The 25013-nt window shown below is 72.5% G+C and carries 26 protein-coding genes; 15 read left to right on the forward strand and 11 right to left on the reverse strand.

Annotation, left to right across the window (positions count from 1 at the left end):
• Positions 1-40 precede the first annotated feature (40 nt).
• A complete protein-coding gene (locus ACIPUC_RS07940; protein WP_446587442.1) occupies positions 41-1540 on the forward strand; it encodes a PepSY-associated TM helix domain-containing protein in 1500 nt (499 codons plus the stop codon).
• 81 nt (positions 1541-1621) lie between these two features.
• Here the strand turns inward: ACIPUC_RS07940 and ACIPUC_RS07945 are convergent, their stop codons facing one another.
• The 3 genes from ACIPUC_RS07945 to glnII all read right to left on the reverse strand — a co-directional run bounded on the left by ACIPUC_RS07945 (position 1622) and on the right by glnII (position 4037).
• Positions 1622-2221, reverse strand: a complete 600-nt coding sequence (locus tag ACIPUC_RS07945) for a winged helix-turn-helix domain-containing protein (protein ID WP_446587444.1) — start codon at positions 2219-2221, stop codon at positions 1622-1624.
• Between the two features lie 350 nt (positions 2222-2571).
• Positions 2572-2901, reverse strand: coding sequence for a hypothetical protein (locus ACIPUC_RS07950; protein ID WP_446587446.1), 330 nt, complete (start codon positions 2899-2901; stop codon positions 2572-2574).
• Positions 2902-3017: 116 nt separating this feature from the next.
• Complete coding sequence (gene glnII / locus ACIPUC_RS07955; RefSeq protein WP_446587448.1) at positions 3018-4037, reverse strand: glutamine synthetase; 1020 nt, start codon at positions 4035-4037, stop codon at positions 3018-3020.
• A 224-nt stretch (positions 4038-4261) separates the two neighbouring features.
• Here glnII and ACIPUC_RS07960 point away from each other — a divergent pair, with 224 nt between their 5' ends.
• Together ACIPUC_RS07960 and ACIPUC_RS07965 are read left to right on the forward strand one after the other, a co-directional pair.
• Complete coding sequence (locus tag ACIPUC_RS07960; RefSeq protein WP_446587450.1) at positions 4262-5215, forward strand: Gfo/Idh/MocA family protein; 954 nt, start codon at positions 4262-4264, stop codon at positions 5213-5215.
• A 600-nt stretch (positions 5216-5815) separates the two neighbouring features.
• Complete coding sequence (locus tag ACIPUC_RS07965) at positions 5816-6433, forward strand: DinB family protein (protein ID WP_446587452.1); 618 nt, start codon at positions 5816-5818, stop codon at positions 6431-6433.
• A gap of 484 nt (positions 6434-6917) precedes the next feature.
• Here ACIPUC_RS07965 and pdxR read toward each other — a convergent pair whose 3' ends face one another.
• Entirely contained in the window at positions 6918-8369 is a 1452-nt protein-coding gene (gene pdxR / locus ACIPUC_RS07970; protein ID WP_446587454.1) for a MocR-like pyridoxine biosynthesis transcription factor PdxR, read from the reverse strand.
• On the reverse strand, positions 8366-8845 hold the full coding sequence (locus ACIPUC_RS07975) for a MarR family transcriptional regulator (protein ID WP_446587456.1): 480 nt from the start codon (positions 8843-8845) through the stop codon (positions 8366-8368). Before ACIPUC_RS07975 ends, pdxR begins: the two co-directional genes overlap by 4 nt.
• A 46-nt stretch (positions 8846-8891) precedes the next feature.
• On the opposite strand from ACIPUC_RS07975, the gene ACIPUC_RS07980 reads away from it, so the two are divergent.
• On the forward strand, positions 8892-9797 hold the full coding sequence (locus tag ACIPUC_RS07980; protein WP_446587458.1) for an alpha/beta fold hydrolase: 906 nt from the start codon (positions 8892-8894) through the stop codon (positions 9795-9797).
• Positions 9798-9986: 189 nt separating this feature from the next.
• Here the strand turns inward: ACIPUC_RS07980 and ACIPUC_RS07985 are convergent, their stop codons facing one another.
• Positions 9987-10358, reverse strand: coding sequence for an ArsC/Spx/MgsR family protein (locus ACIPUC_RS07985; RefSeq protein ID WP_446587460.1), 372 nt, complete (start codon positions 10356-10358; stop codon positions 9987-9989).
• Positions 10359-10498: 140 nt separating this feature from the next.
• On the opposite strand from ACIPUC_RS07985, the gene ACIPUC_RS07990 reads away from it, so the two are divergent.
• Positions 10499-10750, forward strand: a complete 252-nt coding sequence (locus tag ACIPUC_RS07990) for a hypothetical protein (RefSeq protein ID WP_446587462.1) — start codon at positions 10499-10501, stop codon at positions 10748-10750.
• Between the two features lie 75 nt (positions 10751-10825).
• On the opposite strand, the gene ACIPUC_RS07995 is transcribed toward ACIPUC_RS07990, so the two are convergent.
• A complete protein-coding gene (locus ACIPUC_RS07995) occupies positions 10826-11704 on the reverse strand; it encodes a thermonuclease family protein (protein ID WP_446587464.1) in 879 nt (292 codons plus the stop codon).
• Positions 11705-11743: 39 nt separating this feature from the next.
• The gene (locus ACIPUC_RS08000; RefSeq protein ID WP_446587466.1) at positions 11744-12841 is read right to left on the reverse strand and encodes a PP2C family protein-serine/threonine phosphatase; all 1098 of its coding nucleotides are present in this window, start codon (positions 12839-12841) and stop codon (positions 11744-11746) included.
• Positions 12842-12930: 89 nt separating this feature from the next.
• Between ACIPUC_RS08000 and ACIPUC_RS08005 the strand changes: the two genes are divergently transcribed.
• From ACIPUC_RS08005 to ACIPUC_RS08015, 3 genes are all read left to right on the forward strand, one after another.
• Positions 12931-13692 (forward strand): VIT1/CCC1 transporter family protein, encoded by a 762-nt coding sequence (locus ACIPUC_RS08005; RefSeq protein WP_446587468.1) that lies wholly within the window; start codon positions 12931-12933, stop codon positions 13690-13692.
• Between the two features lie 101 nt (positions 13693-13793).
• Entirely contained in the window at positions 13794-14681 is an 888-nt protein-coding gene (locus tag ACIPUC_RS08010) for a TIGR01777 family oxidoreductase (RefSeq protein ID WP_446587470.1), read from the forward strand.
• Between the two features lie 176 nt (positions 14682-14857).
• Positions 14858-16129, forward strand: a complete 1272-nt coding sequence (locus ACIPUC_RS08015; protein ID WP_446587472.1) for an NAD(P)/FAD-dependent oxidoreductase — start codon at positions 14858-14860, stop codon at positions 16127-16129.
• Positions 16130-16220: 91 nt separating this feature from the next.
• Here the strand turns inward: ACIPUC_RS08015 and ACIPUC_RS08020 are convergent, their stop codons facing one another.
• Positions 16221-17660, reverse strand: coding sequence for a regulator (locus tag ACIPUC_RS08020; protein WP_446587474.1), 1440 nt, complete (start codon positions 17658-17660; stop codon positions 16221-16223).
• A 172-nt stretch (positions 17661-17832) separates the two neighbouring features.
• Between ACIPUC_RS08020 and ACIPUC_RS08025 the strand changes: the two genes are divergently transcribed.
• The 5 genes from ACIPUC_RS08025 (at position 17833) to ACIPUC_RS08045 (ending at position 21242) form a co-directional block, all read left to right on the forward strand.
• On the forward strand, positions 17833-18129 hold the full coding sequence (locus tag ACIPUC_RS08025; RefSeq protein ID WP_446587476.1) for a hypothetical protein: 297 nt from the start codon (positions 17833-17835) through the stop codon (positions 18127-18129).
• Positions 18130-18172: 43 nt separating this feature from the next.
• Positions 18173-18970, forward strand: coding sequence for a lipoyl(octanoyl) transferase LipB (gene lipB, locus ACIPUC_RS08030; RefSeq protein WP_446587478.1), 798 nt, complete (start codon positions 18173-18175; stop codon positions 18968-18970).
• A gap of 131 nt (positions 18971-19101) precedes the next feature.
• Entirely contained in the window at positions 19102-20055 is a 954-nt protein-coding gene (gene lipA, locus ACIPUC_RS08035; RefSeq protein ID WP_446587480.1) for a lipoyl synthase, read from the forward strand.
• A 280-nt stretch (positions 20056-20335) separates the two neighbouring features.
• Positions 20336-20533, forward strand: a complete 198-nt coding sequence (locus tag ACIPUC_RS08040; RefSeq protein ID WP_446587678.1) for an SCO2195 family GlnR-regulated protein — start codon at positions 20336-20338, stop codon at positions 20531-20533.
• 10 nt (positions 20534-20543) lie between these two features.
• Positions 20544-21242: a DUF4191 domain-containing protein gene (locus ACIPUC_RS08045; protein ID WP_362597079.1), complete on the forward strand. Its 699-nt coding sequence runs from the start codon at positions 20544-20546 to the stop codon at positions 21240-21242.
• Between the two features lie 82 nt (positions 21243-21324).
• On the opposite strand, the gene ACIPUC_RS08050 is transcribed toward ACIPUC_RS08045, so the two are convergent.
• A complete protein-coding gene (locus tag ACIPUC_RS08050; protein ID WP_446587482.1) occupies positions 21325-21792 on the reverse strand; it encodes an RDD family protein in 468 nt (155 codons plus the stop codon).
• A gap of 186 nt (positions 21793-21978) precedes the next feature.
• On the opposite strand from ACIPUC_RS08050, the gene glnA reads away from it, so the two are divergent.
• Positions 21979-23388 (forward strand): type I glutamate--ammonia ligase, encoded by a 1410-nt coding sequence (glnA, locus tag ACIPUC_RS08055; RefSeq protein ID WP_446587484.1) that lies wholly within the window; start codon positions 21979-21981, stop codon positions 23386-23388.
• A 286-nt stretch (positions 23389-23674) separates the two neighbouring features.
• Positions 23675-24235, forward strand: a complete 561-nt coding sequence (locus tag ACIPUC_RS08060; protein ID WP_446587486.1) for a hypothetical protein — start codon at positions 23675-23677, stop codon at positions 24233-24235.
• A 57-nt stretch (positions 24236-24292) separates the two neighbouring features.
• Here ACIPUC_RS08060 and ACIPUC_RS08065 read toward each other — a convergent pair whose 3' ends face one another.
• Entirely contained in the window at positions 24293-24946 is a 654-nt protein-coding gene (locus ACIPUC_RS08065) for a TetR/AcrR family transcriptional regulator (protein WP_446587488.1), read from the reverse strand.
• Positions 24947-25013 lie beyond the last annotated feature (67 nt).

A 25013-nucleotide genomic window follows, 5' to 3' on the forward strand; every position in this document is an offset into this window, starting at 1 on the left:
GGGCCGACTCCCCATGTCTTCGCCAACCCTTAGGACCGCCATGTCCCTTGACGATGTCCAGGACGTCCGGACCCCGGACGCTGCATCCACCGACCCGGCCGGCATATCCGACCCCCCTGCCGACCCTGCCGACCCTGCCGACCCCGCCGACCCCGCCAAGCGCCGCACCGGCGGCTGGGCCGCCCTGCGGCCGCTGCTCCTGCGCCTGCACTTCTACGCGGGCCTGCTCATCGCCCCGCTGCTGTTCCTCGCCGCCGCCACCGGGCTGCTCTACGCCGCCTCGTGGCAGGCCGAGGAGATCGTCTACGCCGACGAGCTGACCGTCTCCCGCGTCGGCGAGAGCGCCCTGCCGCTCAGCGCCCAGGTCGAGGCGGCCAAGGGCGCGGCCCCCCAGGGCGAGATCGTCTCCGTGTGGCCCGCGTCCGAGGCCGGGGCGACCACCCGGGTGATCATGGAGAGCGAGGGGCTCCCCGAGGGCGAGACCCTCACCGTGTTCGTCGACCCGTATACGGCCGAGGTGCGCGGACAGCTCGCCACCTCCGGCGACGCGCTGCCGCTGCGGACCTGGCTGAGCGAGTTCCACTCCAGCCTCCAGCTCGGGGAGTTCGGCCGGAACTACAGCGAGCTCGCCGCGAGCTGGCTGTGGGTGGTCGCCCTCGGCGGACTCGCCCTGTGGATCGGCCGCCGCCGCAAGCGCAGGGCCGAACTCGTCCTCCCGGACCGCGAGGCCACCGGCCGGCGCCGGACCCTGTCCTGGCACGGCGTCGTCGGGCTCTGGTCGGTCGCCGGACTCGTCGTGCTCTCCGCCACCGGCCTGACCTGGTCGAAGTACGCCGGCGAGAACATCGGGCAGCTCCAGGACAGCCTCGGCGGGGCCACCCCGGCCGTCTCCGCCCAGCTCAACCCGGGCGCCGAAGCGGGCGGCTCCGACGAACACGCGGGCCACACCATGCCCGAGGGCACCGAGATGACCCCGCCCGCGCCCACCGCCGACGTCGGCATCGACAAGGCCGTGGAGGCCGCCCGGGCCGCCGGGGTCACCGAGAGCCTCCGCGTGACCCTGCCTGCCAAGGGCAAGGGGTACGTCGTCAAGGAGCAGGACAAGCAGGTGCCGGTACACCTGGACTCCGTCGCCGTCGACCCCGCCGACGGCCGGGTCATGGACGAACTGCGCTTCGCCGACTACCCCGTGCTCGCCCAGATGACCCGCTTCGGCATCGACCTGCACATGGGCCTGACCTTCGGGCTCGCCAACCAGATCGCGCTGGCCGCACTCGCCGTCGGGCTGATGTTCCTCGTCTTCTGGGGCTACCGGATGTGGTGGCTGCGCCGCCCGACCAAGGACCGCAAGCTGTCCGTCGGCCGCGCCCAGCCGCGCGGTGCCTGGCGGAAGCTGCCGGTGACCGTGGTGCTGCCGCTGGCCGCGGGGACCGCCGCGGTCGGCTGGTTCGTCCCGATGCTCGGGATCAGCCTGCTCGTGTTCCTGGCGTTCGACCTGCTGCTCGGCTTCGTCGCCGCGCGCCGCGCCAAGGCCGCGTAGCGCGTCGTAGTACGCCGTAGTAAGCCGTAGTACGCCGCTGGGCCCGTACTCCGCTCGGGAGTACGGGCCCGGCGCGCACGTTCAGGGCGCGTACTTGTAACCCACCCGGCGCACCGTCTGGATGGCACCGCGGTGCGCGGCGCCCAGCTTGCGGCGCAGGCGGGCGATGTGGACGTCCACGGTCCGGCCGTCGCCGACATGGCCGTAGCCCCAGACCGTGGTCACCAGCTGGTCCCGGCTGTGCACCCGGTGCGGGTGCTTCACCAGGTGGGCCAGGAGCTCGAACTCCAGGTAGGTCAGATCGAGTACCCGCCCGTCGACCTCGGCGGTGCGCTGCGCCGGGTCGATGCGCACCAGGGCGTCGCCCTCCGGGGCGGACGGTGCCGGCGGTGCCTGCGGTACGGGTGTCGCCCGGGCGGCGGCCACGGCCTGCGGGGCGAAGGCGATCGGCTGCTGCTGGTCGGCCGGCACCAGGATCAGGTAGCCGACCATCGGCGGCTGGCCGGGCAGCGTCGGGAGCGTGTGCTGCGGCGCGGGCAGCCAGGTGGCACCGGGCGGGAGCAGGTCCGCCACCCGGGCCACCTCGTCCCGGTCCACGGATCGCAGCCGGTGGCGCGGACTGGGCGGGAAGGTGAGGTGGGTGGCGGTCGCAGCGGAGGTCAGGGAGCGGGTGTTCGCCATGAGTGGTCAGCTCTTTCACGCGGAGGAGTCGGCAGGAGACGTGCGTACGTACGTCATCGATGTCGTTCCGCGCAGACCGAAGGCCTGGGGCAGCTCTGGTGGGAGGTCCCGGAGGCTTTAGAGGGCCGGCGCGTTCTTCGCGCGGCAACACACCCGGTCGAAATCATGGTCCTGACGGGAGGGCCAGAACGGCTCGAGGTCGCTGCGACCTGACGAGGTGTACGAGTGGCTGGCCATGGCCCCATTCAAGCAGACGCGTCGGCCCGGGGGCAGGGTGCGTCTCACGTAGTGGAGCGGAATCCCATATTCCCTCCAGTGACCCCCCTCAATGCGGGACATAACGCGGTTCTTCAGTCGAGGTGCAGCCGCGCCCAGTCCGGTCCGAGGTCCCAGCCCTTCTCCTGGCGGGCCCAGCGGGCCATCACCTCCACGACCCCGGCGGCCGTGGGCACATACGCCTGGAAGTGCCGCTCCGCGGACCCGTCCCGGTGCTCCAACTCGTAGTCCTCGCCCTCGTCGTGCCAGACCTGTATGTAGAGGTCCGGTTCGTCGATGACCCGCTCGACGATGACGAAGCGGTCCCCGTCCGCGCCGATGCGCTCCACGAGTTCGGACAACACGGCGAGCGCGGGCCGCTCGTAGGACTCGCCGCGCTCCGTCTGGATCCTGATCGCCAACATGTCCACACCGTGCCACAAGGCACTGACAACGACGCCCGCCAGGCCTGGGGCGGCATGGCGGGCGTCGGCAGGTGCGGGAGTTGAGGCGCGGCGAAGCGTGGTGGTCAGGCGTGCGCCTAGACCAGGCCGTCCTTCTCCAGGCCCGTGCAGCAGGTGTCCGTGATCAGACGGGTCACCACGTACGGGTCCACGTTGGCGTTCGGGCGGCGGTCCTCGATGTAGCCCTTGCCGTCCTTCTCCACCTGCCACGGGATGCGGACCGAGGCGCCGCGGTCCGAGACGCCGTAGCTGAACTCGTTCCACGGGGCGGTCTCGTGCAGACCCGTCAGGCGCTCGTCGATGCCCGCGCCGTAGTTCTTCACGTGGTCGAGCGGCTTGCTGCCCTCGCCCAGTGCCTCGCACGCGGAGATGATCGCCGGGTAGCCCTCGCGCATCGCCTTCGTGGAGAAGTTGGTGTGCGCGCCCGCGCCGTTCCAGTCGCCCTTGACCGGCTTCGGGTTCAGCGTCGCGGAGACGTTGAAGTCCTCGGCGGTGCGGTAGAGCAGCCAGCGCGCGATCCACAGCTGGTCGGAGACCTCCAGCGGGCCCACGGGGCCGACCTGGAACTCCCACTGGCCGGGCATGACCTCGGCGTTGATGCCGGAGATGCTCAGGCCCGCCGCCAGGCAGTGGTCCAGGTGCTTCTCGACGATCTCGCGGCCGAAGATCTCGTCCGAGCCGACACCGCAGTAGTAGCCGCCCTGCGCGGCCGGGAAGCCGTTGACCGGGAAGCCGAGCGGGCGGATGCCGTCGAAGAAGGTGTACTCCTGCTCGATGCCGAAGATCGGCTCCTGCCCCGCGAACTTCTCGGCGATCGGACGCAGCAGCGCGCGGGTGTTCGACTCGTGCGGGGTCATGTCGATGTTCAGGACCTCGCACAGCACGAGGACGTTGTCCCCGCCGCGAATCGGGTCCGGGCAGGAGAAGACCGGCTGCAGGACGCGGTCGGATGCGTGGCCCTCGGCCTGGTTCGTGCTCGATCCGTCGAAGCCCCAGATCGGCAGCGCGTCGCCGTCGGCCAGGATCTTCGTCTTGGAGCGAAGCTTCGCCGTCGGCTCGGTGCCGTCGATCCAGATGTACTCAGCCTTGTAGCTCACGGGCCCCATCCTCAGACTCTGCGGGTGCTGCTGGTCGCTGCTTCATCGCTGCGGTGATGACCGCAGCGTGCCCGCGCGCGATTTCCCTTCCGTTGCCCATGTGTGAACCCCGTGTTACCGAGGTTTGCACCGCAGGTCGAGTGGGTTGTGCGGGTGGGTCGCGGGTTGCGGGAGGTACACCTGTCCGAGTGGGGCAGACTGGGCGGGTGAGCATTTTGTCTGATGTGACATCCGCCGGAGACCCTGCCGAGAACCCGGCCGCGCGGGCCCCCGAGAGTGCCGCCGCAGGTCCCCGACCCCGGGTCGGACTGCTGGGCACCGGCCCCTGGGCACACCGTACGCACGCCCCCGCGCTCGCCGCGCACGCCGGCTCCGAGTTCGCCGGAGTGTGGGGCCGCCGCCCCGAGGCCGCCGCCGAGCTGGCGCAGGCGTACGGGGTGAAGGTGTACGAAGACCCGGACGAGCTGTTCGCCGACTGCGACGCCGTGGCCTTCGCCCTGCCGCCGGACGTCCAGGCCCCGCTCGCCGTGCGCGCGGCCGCCGCCGGCTGTCACCTGCTGCTCGACAAACCCGTCGCGACGACTGTCGAGGACGCCCGGGCCGTCGCCGACGCCGCTGCGCGGCACCAGGTCGCCTCCGTCGTCTTCTTCACCCTCCGCTTCGCCGAGCCCACCGCGGGCTGGGTCGCGGAACAAGCCGCCCGCACCGGCTGGTTCACCGCCGCCGCGCACTGGCTCGGCGCCGTCTTCCCGCCCGACGGCACGCCCAGCGCGTACGCCGCCTCGCCCTGGCGCAAGGCCAAGGGCGGGCTGTGGGACGTCGGCCCGCACGCGCTCTCCGTACTGGTCCCGATCCTCGGCGACGTCACCTCGGTCAGCGCCACCCGCGGCCCCTCCGACGTGGTCCAGCTGTCCCTGCGGCACACCTCCGGCGCGTCCAGCACCGCCGTGCTCAGCCTGGGCGCGCCGAAGGCGGCCGCCGGGGTGGGGCTGGAGCTGCGCGGGACCGAGGGCATCCACACGCTGCCCGGCTGGAGCGACGTACCCGGCGCCTACGGGCGCGCCCTGGACGCGCTGCTCACTGCGGCTCGGACGGGGGTGCCGGACCCGCAGGGCGCGGAGTTCGGCGCCCGGGTGACGGAGATCCTGGCGGAGGCGGAGGCGCAGCTGCCGGCTTGAGTTGTTCTCGCCCCTACTTGATGCGGGAGGCTGGGCGCCGGGTCGGTCGGTCGGGGGCTTCGGGGGCCTGATTCCGGTTGCTGCTGATCAAGGAGGGTTTGGGGGTTTCCCGCCAGTCCCACTGTCTCTCCGGGTCGGGCCGCCCTGTCAAGGGCGCTCCTCCTTCGTCGTCGCGTCGCTTCGCGATGGCCTTCGGCCACCCTTGACAGACCGACCCGCCCCGGAAAGACAAGGACCGGCGGGAAGCCCCCAAAAGAACGGTCCACTGGTTCCAAGGACAGTCATTGGGCATCAGGGACCGGATCCTTGGTTCCCGCAGCCATGCCCCCGCCCGGGCCCGTATGGGAAGTGGTCCAGGGTCGGTGGGCGCACCAAATCGCTACGCGCTCCTCATATCTCGGCGTCCGCCGCCCGTCCGGGGCCCAACCCGCACCCCAGGCAGCGATGAGAAGCCCCGGGCAGCTCTGGGGCGCATCAGATCGCTACGCGCTTCCCTCTGACGGCGACCGACGCTCGCGGAAAATGAGACGCGGTGTCGGGCCTGCTCTGAGAGGGTGGCGGGTCAGCCCGGAGTCCTGCAGTTCGTCACAGGAGTGATGTGTGATCCCGCCTCGTCTCGTCCCACTCGTGAAGCAGTTCGACTTCGCGCGTGAGCGCCTCACCAACCGCATGTCAGGGCCGGTCATGGACAGCGGTGACGGGACGGACACCAAGGTCGGACGCATGACCGGCGAGGAGTACCTCTGGGAGCCGGTGGCGGGGTGCTGGTCGGTGCGGCGGCGAACTGACGGACCCGGCCCGCGTGCCACGCTCCTCGCCGGCACCGGCGACTGGGGCCGCGACGCGGCGACTTACCCCCACCCCTGGCCGCCGCCCTTCACCACCATCGCGTGGCGCCTGAGCCACCTCAGCGAAATGCTGACCCTGCGCGCCGACCACACGGCCGGCAGCCGCACGCGGACCCGGGACGACTACCCCGTCAGCGGGGACGTCGAGGAGGCAGTCGCCGCATTCGACACCGCAGCCGCCGCCTGGCGGAAGGCGCTGCTGAGCGTCGACGACGCCGCACTCGACACCGTGGGGTACTGCACCTACCCACACGGCAGCGACGCGGAAGAACCCTTCATCGACATCGCATGGTGGGTCAACCAGGAGGTACTGCACCACGGAGCCGAGATCGCCCTCCTCCGCGACCTCCACCGGGAACGTCAGCACTGACCAGCCGCTCCCTTCCGCCGATGAGTGCTTCCCAGCCCCAGACGGCCGTCGGACGCCGAGATATGAGGAGCGCGTAGCGATCTGATGCGCCCCAGAGCTGCCCGGGGCTTCTCATCGCTGCCTGGGGTGCGGGTTGTGCCCCGGACGGCCGTCGGACGCTTAGATATGAGGAGCGTGTAGCGATCTGGCGCGCACCCGCCGACCCCGGATGACCTCTCTACGGGCCCGGGCGGGGGCCATGGCCCCGGGAACCAAGGATCCGGTCCCTGATGGGCAATGCCCCTGATCGTGAACCAGTGGACCGTTCTTTTGGGGGCTTCCCGTCAGTCCTTGTCTTTCCGGGGCGGGTCGGTCTGTCAAGGGTGGCCGAAGGCCATCGCGAAGCGACGCGACGAAGGAGCGCCCTTGACAGGGCGGCCCGACCCGGAGAGACAGTGGGACTGGCGGGAAACCCCCAAACCCTCCCTGATGAGCAGTGTGGGGATCAGGCCCCCCGAAGCCCCCGAGCACCCACCACCCCCGCCAGTACCTCCACCGCTCTCGCGAACGCCGAGTTGGGGGGTGCCGCGTACCCCACCACCAGGCCTTCGCGGGGCGGGGTCGGGTCCGCTCGGTGTTGGTAGGAGGACAGGCCGTCCAGGGACAGGCCTGCCGCCCGGGCCGCCGACAGGGCCGGGGCCTCGCTGCCCGGCGGGAGTTCCAGTACCGCGTGAAGACCGGCCGAGATGCCCGTCACCCGGATGTCCGGGGCCCGTGCGGCCAGTACGGAAACCAGCTGGTCACGGCGCTCCCGATAGCGCTTGCGCATCCGGCGGACATGCCGGTCGTACGCGCCGCAGCCGATGAAGTCGGCCAGCGCCAGCTGGTCCAGCGCGCTCGCCCAGGACTCCCGCTGTCCCTTCGCCGCCAGGACTTCGTCGATCAGCCGGTCCGGCAGGACCAGCCAGCCGAGCCGGAGCGCCGGCGAGAGGCTCTTGCTCAGCGAGCCCGCGTACACCACGTGCTCCGGGGCCAGGCCCTGCACGGCGCCGACGGGTTTGCGGTCGTAGCGGAACTCCCCGTCGTAGTCGTCCTCCACGATCACGCCACCGGTCGTACGGGCCCACTCCACGGCGGCGGCGCGCCGCGCGGGCAGCAGGCGACCCCCGGTCGGGAACTGGTGCGCCGGCGTGAGCAGCAGCGTACGGGCCCGGGAGGGGAGCTCGGCCGTCCGGGCACCGTCCTCGTCGACCGCGACGGGGTGCGGGCGGATCCCGGCGGCGTCCAGGATGCCGTGGTGGAACGGGAGTCCGTACGCCTCGACGGCCCACTCCCGGGGCCGGACGGACGCGAGGAGCCGCAGCCCGTTGGCGAAGCCGGAGCAGACCACGATGTTCTCGGGGCCGGTACGGACGCCCCGCGCCCGGGAGAGATAGGCGGCCAGTGCCCGCCGCAGCTCGGGCCGGCCGCGCGGATCGCCGGGGCCGAAGGCCTCGGTGGGCGCCTCGGCCAGGGCCCGCCGGGCGCTGGCGGCCCACGGGCCCCGGGGGAAGGAGGCCGAGTCGGGCTTCCCCTGGAGCAGGTCGTAGCGCGGCCCCGCGCCCGCCGCCGACGGCACGCCCGAGCCCGCGCCGCGTTCGCCGACTCGTCCCGCGCCGCGTTCGCCGACTCGACCGGCGGCGCGTTCGGCTGCCCCCTCGGCGACCCGGGTGCCGGAACCCTGCCGGGCGGTGAACCAGCCCTCGGCGACGAGTTCGGCGTAGGCGTCGGCGACGGCGCTGCGGGCCAGTCCGAGGTCGGCGGCCAGCGTCCGGTACGGCGGTAGCCGTGTCCCGGCGGCCAGTCGCCCGCTGCGGACGGCGTTGCGCAGGGCCTGGGCGAGGGCGGTCCGCCGGGCTCCTTCGGCGGGGAGGTCGAGATGCAGGTCGGCGCCCGTGCCGCCGTCGGCGGCCGTCATGCGTCGGCCTCCGGTGCGAAAACGGTGTGGGTGGCCGTCAGGAAACGGCGGATGGTGTCCCGTTCGGCCGTGTCGAAGGAGTCCAGCACCCGCAGCACCCCGTCGATCAGCGGGCCGAAGAACTCCCGGCCCAGCCGGATCGCCTCCGGCTCCACGCGCAGCAGGATCCGGCGCCGGTCGCGGTCGTCGCGGGCCCGCGCCACGTGGCCGAGCCGTTCCAGCCGGTCGATCAGCGCCGTGGTGCCCGCCGAGTTGAGGCCGAGCCGGGCACCGAGCAGGCCCGCCGTGGCCGCCTCGCCGGCGCGGGCCGCGTCCAGCAGGCAGATCAGGGCCCGCACATCGGTGGGGTGCATGCCGTTGCGGGCGGCGAACTCCGCCTGGCGCAGCCCGAACTCGACGGTCACGGCCCGCAGCAGGTGCACCAACTGCAGGTTCTCGGGTTCCTGCTTGTCGCTCACATCACCCTCCTCTAACATCTCTCGCTGAGCGAGATTATCGCCCGACGAGGTATTGGAGCCAGCCGTGTCCCGGACGCCTCTCTTCCGTACCGCCCACTTCCGTACCGCCTACGACGCGGTCCTGGCCCGGTGGCCCGGGCCGGTCGACACGGCCGACCTGCCCACCCCCTACGGCCTCACCCGCGTCAACAGCTGCGGCCCCGCCGGGGCTCCGCCGCTGGTGCTGCTGCCCGGCGGGGGCGCCACCTCCACGGTGTGGGGGGCCTGCGCTGCCGCCGGGCTCGCGCGCAGCCACCGGCTGCATGCCGTGGACCTGGTGGGGGATCCCGGGCTCAGCGTCCCCGAGCCCGGGCGGGCCATGCGGACCGCCGGGGACCTCGTCGGCTGGCTGGACGCGGTGATCGACGGGCTCGGCCCGCGCGGCCCCGTCACGCTCGGCGGCCACTCGTACGGAGCCTGGATCGCCTCCCACTACGCGGCTTCGCGGCCCGCCCGGCTCGGCCGCCTCGTGCTGCTCGACCCGACCCAGGTCTTCGCCGGGCTCCGCCCCGGCTACGTGCTGCGCGCGCTGCCCATGCTGGTGCGGCCCGCCCCGGAGCGGATCCGCTCCTTCCTCGCCTGGGAGAGCGGCGGAGCCGCGCTCGACCCGGCCTGGCTGCGGCTCCAGGACGAGACCGCCCGCTTCCCCACCGTCCGGCCGGTCACCGGGCCGCGCCCGGACCTGACAGGGCTCGGGCAACCGCCGGCCCCGGCTCCGGCCTTGGCCCCGGCCCCCACCCCCGCCCCCGTCCCGGTCCCCGTCCACGTCCTGTTCGCCGGGCGCGCCCGCTGCCACGACGCCGACCGGGCGGCCCGGGCCGCGCGCCGGGTGCTGCCGGGTGCGCGTGTCGACGTACTGCCCGGGGTCTCGCACCACGCGCTGCCGCTGACGGCGGCCGAGGAGATCGCCCGCTTCGTCGCGTCCGGCTAGGCCGCCTCTTCCGGATCTTGCCTGACCCGCGCCGCCCGGCACCGCACCTCGCCGCACTGCCGGAGCACCCGAGTACGTCCAGTGCGCGGGAGCCCCGGCAGCGCGCCGAGGCACGGCACCGGACGACGCGGGCTTAACTGGGGGCACCTCCCAGCGGTAGCTGGGGGAGCAAGATCCGAAAGAGACGACCTAGCCCTTGCGGGACAGGGCCTCGCGGACGGCCTCCTCGGAGCGGGCCACCACGGCCGTGCCGTCCTCGGCGGTGATGATCGGGCGCTGGATCAGCTTCGGGTGCGCGGCCAGGTGCGCGATCCACCGTGCCCGCGCCGCGTCGGTCTCCTCGCGCGGCAGGTCGCGTACGCCGGTCTCCTTGGCGAGGGGGTTCGAGGTGCGCGTGATGTCCCACGGCTCCAGTCCGAGGCGGCCGAGCACCTCGCGGATCTCGTCCTCGGAGGGCACGTCCTCCAGGTAGCGGCGCACGGTGTAGTCGGCGCCCTCGGCGTCCAGCAGGGTCAGCGCGCTGCGGCACTTGGAACACGCGGGATTGATCCAGATCTCCATGCCGCCCAGCCTATCGACGGCGCGTCCAGGGGCCCGTCCCCGGCCGGTCCGGGGCTGGTCCGGCCAGGGCTTTTGTCAGTGGTGCCCAGTAAAATCGAGGGAGAACGACAGGAAGCCAACTACCGTTTGGGAGGCTGTAGATGGCCACTGCCACCACCATTCAGCACGTCAAGAAGAAGCCGCTGCCGGCGGGTCTGCCCCGCGAGTGGTACGAGACCCACAACCGCCGTCTCAAGGCGATGCGCCTGGCGATATCCCTGCTCGACTCGGGGACGTACGACGCCCGGCGCGCCACCAACCGGAAGATCCGGACTATGGCCGTCCGGACGGGGATCCACCGGCCGTCCAACGTCACCTGCAAGATGGTGCGCGCCTTCATCCAGGCGGCGTGAGCCGGCCGTACCGGGTCGGGCAGGCGGCGGCCCGTCGGGGCGAGGCCCCGGCGGGCCGGCGTCGGTGACCGGTGGTCACTTCTCGTTGAAGATGATCTCCCTGGCCGGGCGGGTCATCTTCACGGTGCCGTCGGTGACCTCGACGATGTGGTGCAGGCCCTTGAAGAGCCGCTCGGTGTCCGGGAGGAGGCGGTACTCATCGTCCGCGATCCCGGCCAGGAAGGCGCGGAAGCATGCCATGGACGCGGGGCTGCCGGTGAAGTCCAGGTAGTCCTTCAGCCGGCGGAAGAGCTTCGGCAGGATCACCGCGCCGGTCTTGTCGTGCGTGATCGAGTCCATCGTGGTGACCGTCGCCCCGAAGACGGTCCTGTCGACCGCCCACACGCCCTTCCCTTCCGCCCGCGCCTTCTCCGAGGCCTCGGCGAGGAGGTCGCGCAGGTACTCGGGCAGGCCCGAGTAGAAGGTCGGGTAGGCCAGCCCGGACAGGAGCAGGTGGTGGTTGGCGGTCCTCTTCAGCAGGTTCTCGCCGACCTCCGTCCAGTAGCCGCTGTACACGGGCCCGGTCCCCTTGCCGACGAAGGCCACGCAGCGGCCGTAGGCGTCGGCGCCCCGGGTGAGGATCCAGCCGGGCACGCTGTCCGGCGAGGTGGCGACGGTCTCGTCGTCGTCGCGGAGGACCGTCTTGAAGTCGAGGAACTTCAGCAGCGCGTCCGCGGCCGCGTGGGCGAGGCCCCGCGGCTGGTGCTGCTCCTTGTCCCGCTCGCCGTAGTGGGTCTCCAGGGCGTCGACCGCTTCGAGCCGGACGGTCCCGCGGCCGTCGGCCTTCGGCACGATCTGGCCCCCGGGCACCAGCTTCCAGTCGGCCACGTTGTCCGGGATGAACGGGAGGGTGTCGCCGTCCGGTTTGGCGCCCCCCTCCACCTTGAACTTTCCACTGATCAGCAGCATGGCCATGATGACTCCCGTCCAGGCGTCACTGTGAGTGTTCGGTGGCTACGCACGGTACACATCCGGGCGGTCCGGTGACAGCAGCAGCAGGGCCACGTCGTCGCGCGGTCCGCCGTCCGTGAACGCGACGAGGTCCCGCCAGACGGCCCGGACCAGGCCCGCCGGGTCCCGCGTCACCACGGTCAGCCGCGTGGCCAGCGGATAGAAGTGCCCCGACGCGTCCCGGGCCTCGGTCACCCCGTCGGTGTGCAGGAGGAAGCGGTCCCCGGCGCGCACCGTCAGCTCCGTCACCGGCGGCGGGTCCGGTCCCGCGAGGCCCAGGCCGAGCGGCGGGCCCGGTTCCACGGTCACCTCCTCGACCGCCGCCCCGCGCAGGCGCAGGGCGGGCGGATGCCCGCACGAGACGAGCCGTACGAGGTCCAGTCCGGGCGGGAACTCCAGCAGCAGGGCCGTCGCGAACAGCTCGGGGTGCCCGTCGGGGGCGGCCGCCGCGTCCGACGCCAGCCGCCGGTCCAGCCGGGCCGCGACCGCCGCCAGTTCCGTGTCGTCCAGCACCCCCTCCCGGAAGGCTCCCAGCAGCGCCACCACCGTGCCGACCGCCGCCAGGCCGTGGCCCTGTACGTCGGCGACCAGCGCCCGGACCCCGTACGGCCCGGCCCGTACGTCGTACAGGTCGCCGCCGACCAGGGTGCCGCGCTGCGCCGCCCGGTAGAGGCCGGAGCAGCGCACCGGACCCACCCGTTCCGGGACCGGCGGGAGGACGGCCAGCTGCGCCGCCTCCGCCACCGTCCGTACGCTGACCAGCTGCGCGTCCCGGCGCCGCCGCACCCAGGCGATCACCACGCTCAGCAGCCCGACGGTGGCCACGGTGGCCAGGTCGGAGCCCGTGGCGCGGGCGATGCCGAGGCTCGGCACACCGAGCAGTACGAGGACGAGGGCGGCGAAGAACGCGGTCCCGCCCGCGCCGTAGGCGAAGGCGGCCACCGGGGGCAGACCGGCCAGGAAGTAGCCGAGTTCCACGTCGCCCGGGGTGAGCACCTGCGCGAGGACCAGCACCACCAGGGCCACCGCGGGCGCGAACCGGGCCCAGCGCGGCGGTGGCTCCCCGCGCAGCCAGCCCGGCTCCTCGCGTCCGCGTCTCACCCCTCCACCCTGGTACGGGGGCCAGGCGCGCGCACCCCGGACCGGCCTGCCGGGTGGCCCGGCGCGGGCCGTGCCGGGACAGTGGTGCCGTGACGGACGACGATGCCTCCCGCAAGCCCCCGACGCGGGCGCACATCGAGGCGCACGGCGGTGGCGGCGGCAGCGGCGGGTCGCCGAGTGCGGAGATCGGCACGCGGCTGAACTGGCTGCGCGCGGGGGTGCTGGGCGCCAACGACGGGATCATCTCCACCGCGGGCCTGGTCGTCGGCGTGGCCGGGGCCACCACCTCGCGCGCGGCGATCCTGGCGGCGGGCGTCGCCGGGCTGCTGGCGGGCTCGCTGTCGATGGCGGCGGGGGAGTACGTGTCGGTCAGCTCGCAGCGGGACTCCGAACGGGCCGCGCTGGAGACGGAGCGCCGGGAGCTGGCCGAGGAGCCGGAGGCGGAGCTCGAGGAGCTCACCGACCTGCTCACCGCGCGCGGGCTGAGCCGGGAGCTGGCCCGGGAGGCCGCCGTGCAGCTGACGGAGCGGGACGCGCTGCGGGCCCACGCCCGGGTGGAGCTCGGCATCGACCCCGACGAGCTGGCCAACCCGTGGCACGCGGCCTTCGCCAGTTTCGTCGCCTTCACGGTGGGGGCGCTGCTGCCCCTGCTGGCGATCGTCCTGACCGGCCCGTCCGGCCGGGTCCCGGTGACGGCGGTGGCCGTTCTCGCCGCGCTCACGCTCTGCGGGGTGCTGAGCGCCCGCCTGGGCGGAGCCCCTCCGCTCCGCGCGGTCCTGCGCAACGTCGCCGGCGGCGCCGTGGCCATGGCCGTCACCTACGCGGTGGGCACCTGGCTGGGCACCCTCTGACGAGGCCGGACGGGCCGGCTCTGCCGCTGTCGCGGCAGGCGCAAGCGCAGCTGAGCCCCGGATCCGCCCGAGCCGGCGCAGCGACCCGGCAGGATGGGGCCATGCGTATCGCGGTCACCGGCTCGACCGGCCTCATCGGCAGCGCCCTCGTGCGGTCCCTCCGGGCGGACGGGCACGAGGTGGTGCGGTTCGTGCGCCGCCGGCCCGCCGCGGGCGACGAGGCGCGGTGGGATCCCGCGCGCGGGTACGTCGACGCCGCCGGGCTGGCCGGGTGCGCGGCCGTCGTGCACCTGGCGGGCGCCGGGGTGGGGGAGCACCGCTGGACCACCGCGTACAAGAAGGAGATCCGGGACAGCCGGGTGCTCGGGACAGCCGCCCTCGCGCAGGCCCTCGCCGCGCTCGACGAGCCGCCCGCCGTGCTCGTCAGCGGTTCGGCGGTCGGCTACTACGGGGACACCGGCGACCGGGCCGTCGACGAGGACGCCCCCGCCGGGCACGGCTTCCTGCCCTCCGTCTGCGTGGAGTGGGAGGCGGCCGCGGAACCGGCCCGCGCGGCCGGGGTCCGTACCGCGTTCGCCCGCACCGGCCTGGTCGTCGCCCGCGAAGGCGGGGCCTTTGGGAAGCTGTTCCCCATCTTCCGGGCCGGCATCGGCGGCCGGCTCGGCAACGGGCGCCAGTACTGGTCGTACATCTCCCTCGACGACGAGATCGCGGCCCTGCGCCACATCATCGACACCCCGGCCGTCTCCGGCCCGGTCAACCTCACCGCGCCCGAGCCGCTGACCAACCGCCAGGTCACGGCGGCCATGGCACGCGTGCTGCACCGGCCGGCGCTGCTGCCCGTACCGGCCGTGGCCCTGCGCATCGTGCTCGGGGAGCTCGCCGAGGACGTGCTCGGCAGCCAGCGGGCCCGGCCCGCCCGGCTGCTGGAGTCCGGCTTCGTCTTCCGCCACCCCGGCATCGAGGACGCCCTCCGCGCCGCCCTGTGAAAAGCCGGTCTGCCTGTGCTGTGCGACCAGCGTGCGACCGTTCGTGACCCGGATGCGACCACCGTGCGACCGGAGTTGACCACAATCCCGCAATACTCCGGTCAACTCGGGTTCCTCTGGAGCGGGTTGGGGGAAGGAGGTCGAGACACAGCCGCGCCGACCTCGGGGAGGGGCACGTGCTCAGCAGCTCACACCATTCCGCACACCATGCGGACGTCGTCATCGTAGGAGCCGGAGTCTCAGGACTCGCGGCCGCGCACCACCTGACCGCAGCGGGGGTCACGGTCACCGTCCTGGAGGCCGCGGGCGACCCCGGCGGCCGGATGGCCACCGTGTCGGCCGACGGGTTCCGGCTGGACCGGATCGGCCAGTTGCTCAACACCGCCTACCCGGAGCTCGGACGCACCCCGGGCCTGGCGGGCCTGACCCTGCGGAGCTTCGCCCCCGGGGTCCTGGTCCACACCGACGGAAAGCAGCTCCGGGCCGGAGCCCTCACCCCGGCCCGCGCCCTGGCCAGCGGCTCCCTCGACCAGGCACGGCTCAGCGCCGCCCTCGGCCGGCTCGCCGCCCTGCCCGAGGAACGCCTGCTGGCCCGGCCCGAACGCACCGCCCTCGCCGCCCTGCGCTCCCGGGGCCTGCCACCGCGCACCGCGGCCGGCGTACTGCGGCCGCTGCTCTCCACCCTGCTCCGCGACCCGGAACTCACCACCTCCAGCCGGGTCGCCGACCTGGCCCTGCGCACCTTCTCCCGCGGCCGCCTCGCCGTGCCCGAGGGGGGAGCCGCGACCCTGCCCGACCGGCTCGCCGCAGGCCTGCCGCCCGGCACCGTCCGTACCGGGGTCCGGGTCCGGTCGGTGGCGACCAACCTGGTCACCACCGAGGAGCACGGCGACTTCAGCTGCCGCTCCGTCCTGCTGGCCACCGGGGCCCGCGCGGCCGCCGAACTCCTGCCCGGCCTGCGCGTGCCCGCCTTCCACGAGGTCACCGTCCTGCACCACGCCACCGCCGCGCCCCTGCCCTGGGACGGCTCGCTGCTCCTGGACGGCGACCCCAAGTGGCCCGTCTCGCACACCGCCGTGATGAGCGCGGTCGACCCGACGCGGGCCCCGGCCGGCCGCAGCCTGGTCACCACCACCGTGCTCGGCCCGCCGCCCCCGGCGCGCACGGTCGCCTCCCGCCTCGCGCGGCTCTACGACACCGCGACCCGCGACTGGGAAACGCTGGCCGTCCACCACACTCCGGAGGCCGTTCCCGCCATGCCCCCGCCCTACGACGTACGGCGCCCGGTGCGCGTCCTGGCCGGCCTGTACGTGTGCGGGGACCACCGCGACACCAACACCGTCCAGGGCGCCCTGCACTCGGCCCGCCGCGCCACCCACGCCGTCCTGCGCGACTTCGGCATCCCGCTCCCGACCGCCGCGGAGCGCGCCATTCCGGTGGCCGCCTGACTGCTCGACGTACGCCGGCGGGGCGTCTGCGGCCCCGCCGGCGTCCGAGGCGCGCCGTGCGGTGTCGAGCCCCCGGCAGCCGACCCGCAGGTCACGACAACGCCGCCACCCTGTCCCGGTACGTCCGCACCGCAGACGCGTCCCGGTACGGCTCCAGCCGCCGCTCGAAGTCCCGTACGTACTCCACCGCCCGCACCGACCGCATCTCCATCGCCTGCTGCGCCGCCTCCGCCCCCAGCGCGCACGCCTGGTCCAGCTCGCCCAGCCCCAGCCGGGCCGTGGCCAGCACCACCCGGCAGAACAGCCGGGACCGCGCGTACGCCGGCGCCCGCAATTGGAGCGACCGCTCCGCGTGCTGCGCCGAGGCCCGGTACTGCTGGAGGTCCCGGTGGCAGTGCCCGAACTCGTCCGCCAGCTGCGCCTCGTCGAAGTACCGCGCCCAGTGCGGCACGTCGTCCCCCGGCCGGGCCGCGCCCAGCGCCCGCTCGGCCCGCACCAGCGAGGCCGTCGACGCCCGCACCTCGCCCAGGACCGCGTGCCCGCGCGCCTCCGCCGAGTGCAGCAGCGCCTGCACCACCGGCGGCGGACCCGAGCCGACACCCTGCTGGGCCACCCGGGCCAGCTGCACCGCCTCCCGGCCGTGGCCCAGGTAGACCGCCTGGCGGCTCATGGTGACCAGCACGTACGAGCCGTACGGCCGGTCCCCGGCGGCCTGGGCGAGCCGCAGCGCCTGTACGAAGTACCGCTGGGCCAGGCCGTGCGCGGCGATGTCGTACGAGGTCCAGCCCGCGAGCCGGGTCAGGTCGGCCGCGGCGGAGAACAGCCGCCGCCCGGTGGTCTCCCCGTAGGTCCCCCGGAGCATCGGCTCGGCCTCGTGCTCCAGGTACCGCACCAGGGCCTGCCGGGCGTGCCCGCCGCCGTAGGCGTGGTCCAGGGCCCGGAACAGCTCGCTCACCGAGCGCAGGGCCGCGATGTCCCCGCCCGTGACCCGCTGCCCGGGCCCCCGGTCGATCTGCCGCTGCCGGGGCACCGAGGTCCGGCCCTGCACCGGGACCCGGGCCGCCACCGGGTCCGCGCCGCGCCCCACCCGCTCGTCGGCCCGCCCGATCAGCCAGTCCCGGCTGGGCACGACCAGGCCGGCCGGGGTGAAGGCGATCTTCCGCAGCTCGGCGTGGGATCCGGAGTCCTTGCGCCACAGGCCGCTGGCGATGTCCACGGCCTCCTCGGGGGTGGCCGCGAACTCCAGGCCCGCGTAGACGGGCGCGCAGGCGTCCAGTCCCAGATCCTGTGCGGAGAGCCGCCGCCCGAGGCGCCGGGTGAAGACCTCGGCGATCAGCGCGGGGGTGGTCCCGCGCGGCTGCTGCCCGCGCAGCCAGCGGGTCACGGAGGTTTTGTCGTACCGCAGATCGAGACCGTGTTCCAGGCCCAGCTGATCGACGCGGCGGGCGAGCCCGGCGTTGGAGAACCCGGCTTCCGCGATCAGCGCCGCAAGCTGCCGGTTGGGGACGCGCTGGGCAGGTCGTTCCGTCATCGGCTCCACGGTCTCCTGACGTGACGGACCGGAGTCCCGGCCCTGTGAACGGCGTGAATGTAGCGGCGAACCTCGTCCGCACCGCCCTCTCTGCCCCACATTCATCCGATCGTGTGCAGAATCGGTAGGGCGCTTTACGGACCGACCCCCTCCGCCCGCGTACGCTGCGGCCATGAACCGCCGGCCCCATCGGGCGCACCTTCCCGAGGAGCGTCCCGAATCCACCGCTCCGCTGCCCCCGCCCGAGCTGACCGAGGCGGAGTGCCGGCGGTGCGGCACCTACATCGCGGGGCTCGACGGCCGGTACGCGTGCGGGGTCTGCGGCTGGGTCAACGACCACTCGGAGGGCCACCGGCGGCTGCCGCGGGCGGACGAGGACCCGGACCGGCCGCCGAAGGGCCGGCGCCGGCCCAGGCAGCTGCCGTGGCCCCCGCCCGAGCCTGCGGAGGGCCCGCCGTACCCTTGCTGAGTGCGATACGTGCACACAGCAGGTTCAACGAGGAGGCGCTGCGGTGGCTGAGCTTGGGTTTGTCCATCTGGGCTTCGGACCGGAATCCGTCGAGTACACCCGGGCCTGGGAAGAGCAGCGCCGGGTGCACGCCGCCCGCTTCGCGGACGAGGTCGAGGACACCTGCCTGCTGCTGGAGCACCTGCCGGTGTACACCGCCGGCCGGCGCACCGACCCCAGCGAGCGCCCGCTCGACGGCACGCCCGTCGTCGACGTGGACCGGGGCGGCAAGATCACCTGGCACGGCCCGGGCCAGCTGGTCGGATACCCGATCATGAAGCTCCCCCGCCCGGTGGACGTGGTCGCCCACGTGCGCCGCCTGGAGGAGGCCCTGATCCGCACCGCCGCCGAGTTCGGACTGGAGACCACCCGGGTCGAGGGCCGCAGCGGGGTCTGGGTGCTCGGCGACCCGGTGGAGGAGCGCCCCATGATCGGCGGGCTCTCCCTCGACCTGGACCCGCGGCTGCACGACGAGGAGTTCGACGCCCGCCTGAACGGCCCCGAGTACGCCCCGTCCAACGCCGGCCAGCGCCGCGAGGACCGCAAGCTCGCCGCCATCGGCATCCGCGTCGCCAAGGGCGTCACGATGCACGGCTTCGCGATCAACGTGAACCCGGACAACACCTGGTTCGACCGGATCGTGCCCTGCGGCATCCGCGACGCCGGTGTGACCTCGCTCTCGTACGAACTGGGCCGCGAGATCACCATCGCCGAGGTGCTGCCGGTCGTCGAGCGGCACCTGAAGGACGTACTGGAGCACGCGGAGCTGAAGCCGCGCGAGATAGAGCCGGCCGCGAGCTAGCCCGGGCCGGCCTCGAGCCGGCCGCCGGGGAATGGGTCCGGCCCCTCGCAGGTTGGCCGACGTAAGAGCGTATGAAATTACGGGCGTACCCTGGTGGGCGCCCGAACAATCGAAGTCACAGGGAGCCGGTCGTGTCCGCAGTCGCACCCGACGGACGCAAGATGCTGCGCCTGGAGGTCCGGAACAGCCAGACCCCCATCGAGCGCAAGCCCGAGTGGATCAAGACCCGGGCGAAGATGGGCCCCGAGTACACCAAGATGCAGGCCCTGGTGAAGGGCGAAGGACTGCACACGGTGTGCCAGGAAGCCGGTTGTCCGAACATTTACGAATGCTGGGAGGACCGCGAGGCCACCTTCCTCATCGGCGGCGACCAGTGCACCCGGCGCTGTGACTTCTGCCAGATCGACACGGGCAAGCCCGAGGCCCTGGACCGGGACGAGCCGCGACGTGTCGGCGAGTCCGTGGTCACCATGGACCTGAACTACGCCACCATCACCGGCGTCGCGCGCGACGACCTGGCGGACGGCGGCGCCTGGCTGTACGCGGAGACCGTGCGCCAGATCCACCAGCAGACGGCCGGCCGCGAGGCCGGGCACACCAAGGTCGAGCTGCTGGCCCCCGACTTCAACGCGGTCCCGGAGCTGCTGGAGGAGGTCTTCGCCTCCCGCCCCGAGGTCTTCGCGCACAACGTCGAGACGGTGCCGCGGATCTTCAAGCGGATCCGCCCGGGCTTCCGCTACGAGCGCTCGCTCGAGGTGATCACCAAGGCGCGCGCCTACGGCCTGGTCACCAAGTCGAACCTGATCCTCGGCATGGGCGAGGAGCGCGAGGAGGTCTCGCAGGCCCTGAAGGACCTGCACGAGGCCGGCTGCGAGCTCATCACCATCACCCAGTACCTGCGGCCCTCGCCGCGGCACCACCCCGTGGAGCGCTGGGTGAAGCCGGCCGAGTTCGTGGAGCTGGCGAAGGAGGCCGAGGAGATCGGCTTCTCCGGTGTGATGTCCGGTCCGCTGGTCCGGTCCTCGTACCGTGCGGGACGCCTGTACACCCAGGCGATGGAGAAGCGCAGCCGAGCCGGAGCGTAGGCGGAGCTCGACCATCCGAGCGAGCGGCGCATGGCGACCGTGTGAACTCGCGCACAGAACGCTACTAAGCAGTAACACCGTAACGGCGCGGCCCCTAGGCTCTTTCGCGGGAAAGAGTTCTGGTGGGCCGCGTCAATGTTTCGAAAACGTTTGACCAGCTGGTCATGCGCTGGTAACACCAATCAGTGACGATGGGTCCACGCACCGCACACACCGACTGCACCGAAGGCACCGCACACCCCCGCAGGTAGACGTGAGCACCGTGAAAGGGATCGACATCATGCAGGCCGCGCCCGTACGCGCCATCGCCATCCCGACCTTCTCCGACGCCTTCCGGGGCTTCGAGTCGCTGCTCATGAGCGGCGCCCGGCGCAACGCCTGGACGGCGGTGCTGGAAGACCGCCGCAGGGCCAAGGACCGGGTCGAAACCGAACACGTACTTGAGGCCGCGGCGACCCGGACTCCGCAGGCCACGTAAACTTCGCTCTATGGCGAGGAAGTCAAACGCAGAGACTGCTGCGAACCCCGGGCGACTGAAGCAGATCGCCCTGACGTACAAGATGACGCGCAAGGCCGACCCGAAGGTCGGTCTGATCGTCGCGGGCGTGGGAATCGTCACCTTCGGTGTCTTTCTTGCGATCGGCTTCCTGATCGACCACCCGGTCTACCTGGGCATCCTGGGCTTCCTGGTGGCGTTCCTCGCGATGGCGATCGTCTTCGGACGACGGGCCGAGCGGGCTGCCTTCGGGCAGATGGAGGGACAGCCGGGAGCGGCCGCGGCCGTACTGGACAACGTGGGCAGGGGCTGGACGACCACCCCCGCCGTCGCGATGACCCGGCAGCAGGACATCGTCCACCGGGCGGTCGGCAAGGCCGGCGTCGTGCTGATCGCGGAGGGCAACCCGAACCGGGTGAAGCCGCTGCTGGCGAACGAGAAGAAGAAGCTGGCCCGGATCATGCCGGACGTGCCGGTGCACGACTTCATCGTGGGTACGGGCGAGGGCGAGGTGCCGCTCAAGAAGGTGCGCACCACCCTGCTCAAGCTGCCGCGCGTACTGGCCGGCCCCCAGATCACCCAGGTCAACGACAAGCTCCGGGCGATGGGCGACCTGATGTCGAACATGCCCCTGCCAAAGGGCCCGATGCCTAAGGGCATGCGCATGCCGCGCGGCGGGAAGATGCGCTGACCTGCTGAGCTGATTTTCGTATACGAAACGAGGGTGCCCCCGAGCCGTCCGGCTCGGGGGCACCCTCGTTCTCGCAACCGTTCTAGATGCGGACCTGGACGGCGCGCGACAGGCGGTCGTGCAGGCCGCGGCCGTCGCGGTCCCAGATCAGCGCCGGGATGACCAGGACCAGCAGCACCGTGCGCAGCAGCACACGGGCGATGCCGAGGCGGCCGCCGTCCTCCGCGATCACCCGGAGTCCGACGATCCGCTTACCGGGCGTGAAGCCCACGGTGCCGACCGTCAGGATGCTCAGGGCCGCGAAGAGCCCGAGGGTCCAGTTGCCCGCCGCGCCCAGGTCGCCGCCCGTGATCAGCCCGTACGCAATCACCTGGCAGCCGACCCAGTCCAGGAGGACGGCCCCGAGGCGGCGGCCGAACCGGGCCACCGAGCCGGGCCCCTGCTGCGGCAGGCCGAGGCGCTGGCCGGGATAGCCGAAGTCGACGCCCATCTCCTCCGCGGCCGCGCGAGGGCCGGAGAGCCACGATCCGATTGCTTGCCTGTTGTCCACCCGACCACGGTACCGGTGCGGCCTCGCGACCCTCGGGCGGGACCCTGGTTAACTTGTGCGAAACAAATGGGTCATGCTTGAGAAATCCCGTCTGCTTATGGTCGGGTCAGCGTGCGGCACCGCACTGACGCACCACGAGCTATAAAGCCCGTCCCTCCCCCGGGGACCGGGAGTAGGAGGAGTTGGATGTTCCAGAACGCCGACGAAGTGAAGCAGTACATCGAGGAGAACGACGTCAAGTTCGTCGACGTCCGCTTCTGCGACCTGCCTGGTGTGATGCAGCACTTCACCATCCCGGCGCGGGCGTTCGACCCGGCGGAGGAGCTCGCCTTCGACGGCTCCTCGATCCGCGGCTTCCAGGCGATCCACGAGTCCGACATGGCGCTGCGTGCCGACATCACCACCGCGCGCCTGGACCCGTTCCGCAAGGACAAGACGCTCAACATCAACTTCTTCATCCACGACCCGATCACGGGTGAGGCCTACAGCCGCGACCCGCGCAACATCGCGAAGAAGGCCGAGGCGTACCTCGCCTCCACCGGCATCGCCGACACCGCGTTCTTCGGCCCCGAGGCCGAGTTCTACGTGTTCGACAGCGTGCGCTTCGCGACCTCCGCGAACGAGGGCTTCTACCACATCGACTCCGAGGCCGGCGCCTGGAACACCGGCTCCGAGGAGAACAACCGCGGCTACAAGGTCCGCTACAAGGGCGGCTACTTCCCGGTCGCCCCGGTCGACCACTTCGCCGACCTGCGCGCCGAGATCTCCCTCGAGCTGGACGCCCAGGGCCTCCAGGTCGAGCGCCAGCACCACGAGGTCGGCACCGGCGGCCAGGCCGAGATCAACTACAAGTTCAACACGCTGCTGGCCGCGGCCGACGACCTGATGCTCTTCAAGTACGTCGTGAAGAACGTCGCCTGGCGCAACGGCAAGACCGCGACCTTCATGCCGAAGCCGATCTTCGGTGACAACGGCTCGGGCATGCACGTGCACCAGTCGCTGTGGGCGAACGGCGACCCGCTGTTCTACGACGAGGCCGGCTACGCGGGCCTGTCGGACACCGCCCGCTACTACATCGGCGGCATCCTCAAGCACGCCCCGTCGCTGCTGGCCTTCACCAACCCGACGGTGAACTCCTACCACCGCCTGGTGCCGGGCTTCGAGGCGCCGGTCAACATGGTGTACTCGCAGCGCAACCGCTCCGCCGCCATGCGCATCCCGATCACGGGCTCGAACCCGAAGGCCAAGCGCGTCGAGTTCCGCGCGCCGGACCCGTCCTCGAACCCGTACCTCGCCTTCTCGGCGCTGCTCCTCGCGGGCCTCGACGGCATCAAGAACAAGATCGAGCCGATGGAGCCGATCGACAAGGACCTCTACGAGCTCTCGCCCGACGAGCACGCGAGCGTCCCGCAGGTCCCGACCAGCCTCGAGGACGTCCTCAAGGCCCTCGAGGCCGACCACGAGTACCTCCTGGCCGGCGGTGTCTTCACCCCCGACCTGATCGAGACGTGGATCGACTACAAGCGCACGCACGAGATCGCCCCGATCGCGCAGCGTCCGCACCCGCACGAGTTCGAGCTCTACTTCGACATCTAGGAAACGGGGCTCGATGCCCTGATCCGCGCTGAGGGCCGCCACCCATGAGGGGGGCGGCCCTCAGCCGTGCGACCGGGCCCCTGCTGCCGGGCGCGCCGGCTGAAGATCGGTATCTGAGGGAAATGCCTGATGGGAGGCCCTCGCCGCGCTCTACGGAGTGCGGTGGGGGCCTTTCCGCTTTGACAGGGACGCGGGGGCGGGTAAGGGTGGAAATGACCTAAGAGCCGGATAAGCGAGACATGTTCGGAGGTGCATGAGAATGCGCCGTAGGATCGTTGCGGCAGCCATGGCGGGCGCCGCTGGAATCGCGATAGGCCTGATGCCCGTCGCCAGCGCCTCGGCCTCGGCCGTCACCAGTGGTGGCGGGGGTGACGGGGGCTGGGACTGCTATCGGTACCCCTCCAACCGCTCGGACGCCCGCTGGGACTTCTGTTGCGACCGCGACTGGCGCGACCGGCCCTCCTGGTGCTGGAACGACGGCGGGGTCGGCGGCAACGGCGGCAACGGGCGCCACGACTGGGGCCACTGGAACTGGAACGACTCGAACTGGCGTGACGCCGACTGGAACGACTCCGGCCGCGGTGGCAACGGCGACTGGGGTGACTGGGGCGACGGCGGTCGCGGCGGCAACGGCGACTGGAACTGGAACGACGGCGGTCGCGGCGGCGACGGCGGGAACGGTGACTGGGGCGGCGGCGGTCGCGGCGGCGACGGCGGCAATGGTGACTGGGGCGGCGGCGACGGCGGGAACGGTGACTGGGGCGGCGGCGGTCGCGGCGGCGACGGCGGCAACGGTGACTGGGGCGGCGGCGGCGATGGTCGCGGGGGCGGCGACTGGGGCGGCTGAGGCCGGTCATGAGACCGAGGGCCACGGGCCCGACCCGATGCCCTTGTCCCGCTGACATCAGCGGAACAAGGGCATCGCGCCTGTGAGGTGGCGCAGGGAGCGGACCGCGAGTTCTATCGGGGAGCCGGGGCCCGAGAGCGCGGCGTCCGTGGTCGACCAGAGTTCCAGGGAGATCCGGATCGCGTCCGTCGCCGCCGCGGCCAGCAGGCGCACGTCCAGGGGGTCGGCGTCCGGACCGGCCAGGCGGGCGATCACCGGGACCAGGCGCTCCTCGGAGTCCTGGTTCACGCGGTACCAGACCGCCCGCAGGGCCTCGTCGGTCGCCGCCGCCCGCAGCAGGCCGCGGGTCACCTCCAGGCCCTCCTCGACCGCCTGGGGTTCGCTCAGCGTCCGCGTGACGGCGCGTTCCAGGGCTTCGGCGAGCGGAGTGCCGGGGTCCTCCTCGGCGAGCAGGGCGCGCCAGGCGTCGCCGCCGATCGCGAGCAGCGGGGCCACGGCCTCCTGCTTGTTGCGGAAGTAGCGGTAGAACGTACGCAGTGCCACGCCCGCGCGGTGGGCGATGTCCTCGGCGGTGGTGCCGTCGGGGCCGTGCTCGGCGAAGAGTGCGCAGGCCGCGCGGGCGATGTCGAGCTGGGTGGCGGCCTTGCGGCGCTCGGTCAGCGACTGGGCTCCGGGGCCGGCCTGGGGAGAGTACGGACGAGGGGATCTCACGCAGTGAAGCGTACCTCTCGCATACGCGGCTGATTGCATGCTTTGCCGCTATGGCAAAGCGTGTCAG

Source organism: Streptomyces sp. LARHCF249, assembly GCF_052871255.1.